At 52.0% G+C, this 6408-nt stretch carries 6 protein-coding genes; 3 read left to right on the top strand and 3 right to left on the bottom strand.

What is annotated here, in order from left to right:
- Nucleotides 1-99, top strand: a 99-nt coding sequence (locus tag ABYW01_RS11265; protein ID WP_372832760.1) for a DUF1127 domain-containing protein, incomplete at its 5' end; no start/stop codon positions are given.
- Between the two features lie 81 nt (nt 100-180).
- On the opposite strand, the gene ABYW01_RS11260 is transcribed toward ABYW01_RS11265, so the two are convergent.
- Together ABYW01_RS11260 and ABYW01_RS11255 are read right to left on the bottom strand one after the other, a co-directional pair.
- Complete coding sequence (locus ABYW01_RS11260; RefSeq protein ID WP_372832759.1) at nt 181-1647, bottom strand: catalase; 1467 nt, start codon at nt 1645-1647, stop codon at nt 181-183.
- Nucleotides 1648-1795: 148 nt separating this feature from the next.
- A complete protein-coding gene (locus tag ABYW01_RS11255) occupies nt 1796-2647 on the bottom strand; it encodes a GNAT family N-acetyltransferase (protein ID WP_372832757.1) in 852 nt (283 codons plus the stop codon).
- Nucleotides 2648-2825: 178 nt separating this feature from the next.
- Between ABYW01_RS11255 and ABYW01_RS11250 the strand changes: the two genes are divergently transcribed.
- Both ABYW01_RS11250 and ABYW01_RS11245 read left to right on the top strand, forming a co-directional pair.
- Entirely contained in the window at nt 2826-4295 is a 1470-nt protein-coding gene (locus tag ABYW01_RS11250) for an SLC13 family permease (RefSeq protein ID WP_372832756.1), read from the top strand.
- Nucleotides 4296-4338: 43 nt separating this feature from the next.
- Complete coding sequence (locus tag ABYW01_RS11245; RefSeq protein WP_372832754.1) at nt 4339-5220, top strand: LysR family transcriptional regulator; 882 nt, start codon at nt 4339-4341, stop codon at nt 5218-5220.
- 581 nt (nt 5221-5801) lie between these two features.
- Here ABYW01_RS11245 and ABYW01_RS11240 read toward each other — a convergent pair.
- Entirely contained in the window at nt 5802-6224 is a 423-nt protein-coding gene (locus tag ABYW01_RS11240) for a hypothetical protein (RefSeq protein WP_372832752.1), read from the bottom strand.
- Between the last annotated feature and the right edge of the window lie 184 nt (nt 6225-6408).

Here is a 6408-nt window from a genome sequence, read left to right as displayed (position 1 = left end):
CGTGAGCTGGTTAAACTGGATCACCACCAGCTCAAAGACATCGGTATTAGTCGTGTCGACGCTTTAGCAGAAAGCAACAAACCGTTTTGGAAAAAATAGTTGTGAAACCGGTTACCGACACAAAGCACAGTATGATTACCTTGCTCTGTGGAGGCACCGGATGTGTTATTAAAGACTGTATTAACGCATCGATTCCATCGCTGAAACGATACGCGCGGCATAATCAGAGTCTGCCTTGGCAAATTGTGCCAGCATCCGCTGCTGAGCTGATTCAGACGCATGGATCAAGCCACCCGCAATGGTGGTCGTCAGCTGATCTTTTTGTGAATCATTCATTAAGCGGAACAGATCACCGGCCTGTGTGTAGTGGTCTTCGTCATCGGCCAGTCCATGGCGTGCAACCCATGCACTTTCCAGTACCGGCATCGGCGGTTCCGCTACCGCAGGATCAGGCACCGGCGCACCATCGTTGATCTGATCATTCGGATAGTAGTTCACCCGTGAGGTCTGCACCGCAGCCGCGCCATGCGCAGGACACATACCTGCCATCGCCCCATCACGCTGATAGTGATTCACCGGACATTTCGCCGCATTCACTGGCAGCTGGTTGGCGTTCGCGCCCACCCGATAGCGATGCGCATCCTGATACGCCAGCAGTCGGCCCTGCAACATTTTGTCCGGCGAGGCACCAATCCCCGGCACCAGATTACTCGGCGCAAAACACGCCTGCTCGGTTTCAGCAAAGTAGTTTTCCACATTGCGGTTCAGCTCCAGCTGCCCCACCTCGATCAATGGGAAATCCGCATGCGGCCATACTTTGGTCAGATCAAACGGATTGATCGCATAGGTCTTCGCCTCGGCTTCGGTCATCATCTGCACTTTGGCCGTCCAGCTTGGGTAATCACCCGCATCAATCGCTTCCACCAGATCCTGCTGTGCACCGATAGGCGAGGTGACAGCAGCTTGTTCATTGGTCAGCGTCTGAATGCCCTGATTGGATTTGAAGTGCCACTTGAACCAGACCCGCTCACCTTTGCTGTTCCAGAAACTGAAGGTATGGGAGCTGAAACCGTGCATATGACGATAGGACGCAGGGATACCCCGATCAGACATCAGGATTGTCATCTGATGCAGTGACTGTGGATGGTTCGCCCAGAACTCAAACATCGCCGCCGGATCGGGCAGATTCGTACGGGGGTTCTTCTTCTGAGAGTGGATAAAATCGGGAAACTTGATGGCATCACGCAGGAAAAAGACCGGCGTGTTATTGCCCACCATATCGTAGTTACCCTGATCGGTATAAAACTTGATCGCAAAACCACGCGGATCTCGGGCGTAGTCGCTGGAATCCTGCCCGCCGCCCACCGTAGAGAATCGAACAAACACCTCTGTGCTCTGACCAACCTCCTGCAGGAAACTGGCGATGGTGTAGTCCGTCAGTGATCGGGATACGGTGAACTGGCCATAGGCACCGGTACCCCGCGCATGAACAACCCGTTCGGGGATACGCTCGCGGTTAAAGTGCGCCAGCTTTTCGAAGGTATAGTGGTTATCAAACGTCAGAGAACCGCGCTCTCCAACACTGATGCTGTTGTCATCATCCGCGACCGGAGAACCCGTCGCGGTGGTCAAAGTCTGCTTGCTCATGTTGATTGCTCCAGATACACGTTGGATGCGGTGAGCAGAGAGGATCACTCACCCTGTATCTCAAGCTTAGGCGCGGCACTTTAACTATTGAAATCTATTATCCTTATAGAGCTTATAGGTATGCGCTATCACAGCAGAATAGACGGGCTTATCCAATTTCAAAGGACGCCACACCAAACAACCGCTCAACCGGCAATGGTGGCATCGCCTGCGTATACATACGGGCGGTCTCAAACGACAGCGTCATATTGTGCCGTTCTGCCAGTGAAACAGCCGCCTGATTCCGTTCTGGCGTATCCAGATAGATCAGATCAGACGCGCTCACATGAGATTTCAATGCGATAAATAGCTGCTCGGCCAATGCAGGCGTGTCGGCATACAGGGGTGCAATTTTGTACCCGGACCGGCACTGACGAATGACACCATAACCGGCCAATTCGCCGTCCTGCATCACACCCAGTGCATGACAATCAGGCTGGCTGATCCAGGCTTGGATAAACTGAGCACGGTCAGCTGGAAGGAAAGGACGATCATAGGACTCCACCACCTCAAACGGCAGGGTCGATAGCGCAACAATCCCGCTATTGTCTGGCGCAACACCGCCGCCCCGGCCTTCGTAACGGATATTACGATAGGCGAGCTTAAAACCTGATTGCTTGTAGTTATCCTGCTGCTCGACAACGCCATCCAACCCAATATTCGTACCCTTCAGGTATTCCAGTCCGGCGTTCCAGATCTGAATCCCATAGCCTTTGCCGCGGTATTCTGGCTTCACGATATAAAAGCCCAAAAAACCAAACGCTGCGTTGTATTTGATCACGGAGATCACGGCAATGGGTTCATCATCCAACAGGCCCACCAGAAAACCGCTTGGATCAGCCTTACGATAGCACTCGGCATCATGTAAACCGGGATTCCAGCCTTCCGCCGCCGCCCACTCGACCGCCATAGTCACGTCCTGCGGCTGCATTGTCCTGATGGTGTACTGTCTATTTTCCATAAAAAAGTACCTATCGTTTCCTTGAAGAACGGCGCTGATGAAGAGGCGTAACCTGTGGCGCAAGACACCCCTTCCGGTTTACTGAGGCCACACCTCAGGATAAACGATTGGATTGCCCGCCACTCGTGGATGTACTGTCGCCTTATGACACAGCATACACGCGAGGCAACGTTTTTTCATGAGCGAACATAGACTCCAATCGCAACCGGTATCAACGGATGCAGAGCGGCACACCGGCCTATCCGCATCGATGACAGCTCCCTCATCACGATTATCTCGACGCTCACAGCAGGTCATCGCAGTTATCACCGCAGCCATTATTACCGGGTTCATCGCCGCTGATTTTTTGCCACTTCAGATGGCTGTAGCTTCAGCGCTGACCGTCTTCTGTATCGGCTTATGGGCAACGGCTGCAGTCCCCGAATACTGGCCCGCACTCGCCTTCTTTACGGTGGCGATGGTCTTCGAGATTGCACCCGCTGCAACTGTATTTTCGGGTTTTCAGTCATCAACATTCTGGCTACTGTTTAGCGGACTGATTCTGGGTGCAGCCATCAACTTCACAGGACTAGGACGGCGTGCCGCAGCCCTACTCTCAAGAATGATCGGCACACGTTATTCCAGTATCATTTCAGGCATTCTAGTCTTTGGCCTCGCGCTGGCATTTGTGATGCCGTCCGCAATGGGACGTATCGTGTTACTGATGCCCATCATCATCGCGCTGGCAGATCATAGCGGATACCCTGCGGGTTCCAACGGTCGGATCGGCATGTTAACTGCGGCGGCGTTTGGTACCTGTCTGCCTGCATTCGCAATCCTTCCGTCCAATGCGCCCAATATGATTCTGGCCGGGATGGCGGAAAACCTATATGGCCACGATCTCGCGTATTGGGATTATCTTCTGCTGCACTTCCCCGTATTGGGTGCGCTCAAAGCGGCACTGCTGGTGTGCGTCATTCTGTGGATATTCCCTGATCGCGCCCCTACACAAAACACACCGTCTCAAGCCGATACCCGCAATCCAATGACCTCAGAAGAGTGCCGCTTAAGTGCCGTATTGGGACTGTGCCTCATCCTCTGGTTCACTGACGGTATTCACAACATCTCTCCGGGATGGATTGGTTTGGCCGCCGCACTCTATTGCTTGTGGCCTTCATCCAGGCTTACGTCTAAAAACTGCCTGAATGAGGATATTAAGTACGCCCCACTGCTCTTTGTCGCAGGCATCATGGGGTTAGGCGCGGTCATCTCCGCGAGCGGTCTGGGGGAATCCTTGCTGCAAAACCTGAACGAACAGGCCGGGTTTTCAGCTGATCAACCACTTTGGAATATTGTTGTCCTAACAGCCATCTCCACACTGGTCGCGATCGTCACCAACCTACCCGGTGTACCGGCGATCCTCACACCGATTGCTAGTGATCTGACCAGTCTGACAGGTTTGCCCCTGACCACCGTGTTGATGACGCAGGTACTGGCATTTTCCAATGTGTTTCTGCCCTATCAGGCCCCACCACTGATTACCGCAATACAACTCGGTCAGTTACCGATCAAAGCCGTGACCAAGCTCTGCCTTATCATGTTCGCCATAAGCGTAGTGCTACTGACGCCCTTAGATCTCCTGTGGTGGCAGATATTGGGTATGCTTTAAACTCTTAAGATCAGCCCTTACGCCCCTAAAACAGGATCATCGAATGGAAATTCATCAGCTCAAAACGTTCGTAGCCGTGGCGCGTGAGGGCAGTATCACCAATGCCTCCGATCAGCTTTGCTTGAGCCAACCCGCCGTCAGTGCGCATATTAAAGCGATGGAAGAGACACTGGGCATCCCACTGTTTGAACGCACACCACGCGGGATGAGTTTAACCCCAGAGGGTCAACGACTACTGACCAAAGCGGAACAGACACTGAATGCCCATCGGGAACTGCTTGAAGAAGCCTCCCGCATCAAAGGACGTCTAACCGGAAAACTGCGTCTGGGCGCGGGTGGCAGTACCCGTTCGGATGCGCTGGGTCATCTGCTGACCGTGTTATCTGAACGTTATCCCGAGGTCGATGTTGAACTCCAACACGGCACCTCCCTTGAAATACTCCAGGGTATCCGCAACGGTCATCTGGACGCAGGTTTTTATAACGAGGCAGGCACACCTGGGCCGGAACTTGCCACCTTGGAAATCAATCAGTTTGGTATCTACCTCGCAGCACCGCCCGGACTGGTTACCACCTCAACCCCTTTGGACTGGCAAGCCCTTGCGGAACTGCCGTGGATAGGACCAACCGCGAATGCGTGCTGCGGACAAGCAGCTGAAGCGTTGTTCAAGCAACATCAGATAAGACCCAAACGGATGATCAGCATTGATCGGGAAAGTGTGACCCGCACCTTGATCGCCGGCGGCGTGGGTATAGGCCTTCTGCATGCAGAGACAGCACAGGAAGCAGAACAGTGCGGTGAAATTGAAATTATCAGCGAAGCCCAGCAAACCGTTCAGGTGTTATTCGCATACCTTGCAGGTCGGGCAGAGAACCCGCTGTTGAGCGCCGCCAGCTCGATCCTTCGTGAAACACTTATCGAATAGCGTGGTGGCTGAAGTGATTGAAGGACTGAAGTGACTCAAACCAAACTGGGAAAACGAACCTAAAGAAGACACCCCAACCTCTGTAACTACCCAGTATCTCCGCCTTGGTTAGGCGATAACCTTACCCACTCCCATAATGACCCACATCGTGCGATCTTTACCCTCAAGCGCAAAAGAGGCGTCTACTTTATTGAGGGAAGTCTCCATGCTTGGCCTTGTTATATTCTTAAACCTCAATTTGATTCAATATTTTAATGCTCGAAGATACCAACTAATTTGCTGCAACGAACCCAATTATCAACAACAGTACAGTAATAATCGAGATCAAAAACTTGATATCTAGTAGTTTCCACCAAGGCTCAGAGAGTAATTTCTTTCTCGCTTCCCGTTCTTTCTTCGTTCCTTTTCTCTTTTTAGCCATCGTACACCTCCACGCTAGGGATAAACCTAACTATAGAAGGTGTCTATTAATCGTGGGTAACTAGAGAAAATAACGCCCTATGTAAGGGCACGACGGCTGCGCAGCAGACGGAGTTCCCAGCCTGCGAAGCGGGCGACCCTTGACGTATTTGTTATGTTTTTTAAAACTCATTTAAAGCTGACTCACTCCAAGGTACACCCCAAGGGCCTTCAGCAGCCACGGCCTTCGAATAGCTGACCCCACCTGCAATAGCGGCAAAGGGCTCGTCTTCAAGAAGAACTGCGACGGCTTCGCCACTGGCAGACCACTTGAAGCTGATTTGAGCCTCGTTAGTAGACTTTCTTTGGGCTTGAGAAGTTGCGTACTTGCGAAGGATTGGAGGAGGCATGCCAGACTCTGCGATGCTTTGAACTTCTGCTCCTGATTCAAGGATAACCTTTGAAAATAGAAAGGCATCAGAAGTTGGTTTCATGCTGCCTGGTTCTGTCAAATACAGATAGGTGGCCTCACCGGTTTCCTCGACGATAGCCCACCGCTGGCTGATGTCACTTTGATTTGAAACGAATAACTCTGCTTCTACCATCGGACTCACAATTACCCAGAATATAAATAGGAGCTTCCTCACACAGCGGCCTTTAGAAAAACATAAAACCTCAAACACCGGCGCAGCTTGCTACGTCCGAGTGCTTTGACTTGTTAAATGAAAGCTTAGCAAGCACTATCTATCATCCAAATTAACAACATTCTCATCACCAAACCAACTCATT

This window comes from Pontibacterium sp. (genome assembly GCF_041587635.1).
GTDB lineage: Bacteria > Pseudomonadota > Gammaproteobacteria > Pseudomonadales > Balneatricaceae > Pontibacterium.
Note: the sequence above shows the minus strand (reverse complement) of the source record. Positions and strands in the feature narration are given on the sequence as shown.